1 protein-coding gene and 1 pseudogene are annotated in these 1,688 nt (G+C 50.2%); one reads left to right on the top strand and one right to left on the bottom strand.

From position 1 onward, the window contains the following. A partial coding sequence (locus tag GAC_RS01270; RefSeq protein WP_037349060.1) for an FAD-dependent oxidoreductase occupies window positions 1-248 on the bottom strand: 248 nt, incomplete at its 3' end. Between the two features lie 222 nt (window positions 249-470). On the opposite strand from GAC_RS01270, the pseudogene GAC_RS01265 reads away from it, so the two are divergent. Then, window positions 471-1,688: pseudogene (locus GAC_RS01265) on the top strand (hypothetical protein); the annotation flags it as partial.

Genomic DNA, 1,688 nt, shown 5'->3' with positions numbered 1-1,688 from the left:
TTAGCAATATTCACGCTAATGTTGCCGCTGACTTCCACGCCGAAACTGTCTGCCTTGCGCAACTTGCTGTATATCTCGGCAGATTTTAGTAGTGACTTAGTGGGAATGCACCCCCAGTTTAAGCACACCCCACCCAGGCTTTCTTCCTTCTCAACCACGGTGACTCTATAACCGAGTTGGGCGGCACGTATAGCAGCAATGTACCCGCCAGGGCCGCTGCCGACGACTATTAAGTCACAGCTTTCCATAAAAAATCTGCAAACACACATGAGATGGCGGAATGATATGCAAAACGACCGGTGCTAGCAACGGAATTTTATGTACGCACAAGGCGCGTTGCCCAGCAAATTAGGGCCATGGGTGGGGGTTGCCGTCAAAAGAGATTGATTTCTGATAGAAAAGTTAATATTTTAATGCTCTTGTTAAAATATTAAGGATTATTTAAGATGTGGAAACCGAAGTTGGATGGAATGGTTGCACCCCTCAGTAGAAATGGCAATGCAGTACACGAAACTGATGTTGTGAAGAGTGCGCCACGCCAGAAAGATACCAATGCGCCCACTGATGGCCAAGGTGATCAGAAGGAGGGCAATGAACGAAAGATAGACGCCGAGCGTAGAAAAAAGGCCCCTGCAAAATTACCAGAAGCGTGGCAAGCCGTTGGCAGCGATTTGCGTAGAGCCACCCATGAGCTGCAGCAGGATAGACAGCGGAACCTGGGCTTGCACGGCCATGTAGGGCGGCATAAGCCAGTAGTTTTGGAACGCGATATTAATGCCGAACACGTCCCAAGTGTAGACCACTTGCATTTTCTAGGTAGCAAAAATGTGCGCTTCTGGGGCAATGGCACCCGCGCTTTTGCTGCGTATTATGTAAAATCTGCCAGCGGAGGGTGCGATCTACACTTTAGAGTTCTCGCCAATGATGGCGTTGATACCATTAAAGTGAATGACCACCCCATCTCCTCGCAAGATTCCTCCAACTACCCGCCGACATTTGTGGCCTTTGATAAGGACGGGGCGCATAAGGTAGTGTTCGCGACACTTGAGCGCGGGGCTTCTAATGGGGGCGCAGCCGCATACGTTGGAGAAGTGGAAGTCAAGGTGTACTCAATCAGCGGTGCAGGCGCAGTGAGTATTGAGGAAGAGAAGAGCATAAAGCTTAACACCGACGGAAAGCGTGCTGGCTTATATTCCCAGCCTCTGAGCGTTGCGAGAGATGACAAAGGTGATATCGTTATTGTTAGTAGAGCAAAAGATAGACGGGCAAATCCCTCGGATCAAGCGTACGTCATGTGGAGACTTTCCGGCGAGGATTTTAGCCTGATTAGGCCTCGTAGTAGGACCAGTGCCTCCAGCAGACATCTGTTCAGCCGTGCTGGGGCTAATCCCACAGGTACACCTGAGCAACTTATTGTATGGGGCTCAAGAGCGAGTAAACTTGGCCTGACATACGTTGGTAGGTACATACACAGGGAAGGCCAGCGGTACACGATGTTGTACAAAGCGCATTATGCGGATATTCCCTACAGTTCAAGGAGTCAAACTGCTGAGTGCTCAACAGGTGCTCCCAGGTGTTACATAGGGGGGCAGACAGTTGCTCTGTCTGAGTCAGACGCGATCGGCCCCATCGACCACATAGAGTTGCAAGGCACACGTTACACAGTATATGTGGACGGACAAGGAACA

Source organism: Anaplasma marginale str. Florida, from assembly GCF_000215485.1.
GTDB classification, from domain to species: domain Bacteria; phylum Pseudomonadota; class Alphaproteobacteria; order Rickettsiales; family Anaplasmataceae; genus Anaplasma; species Anaplasma marginale.
This window is presented reverse-complemented; position numbering and strand designations above follow the sequence as displayed.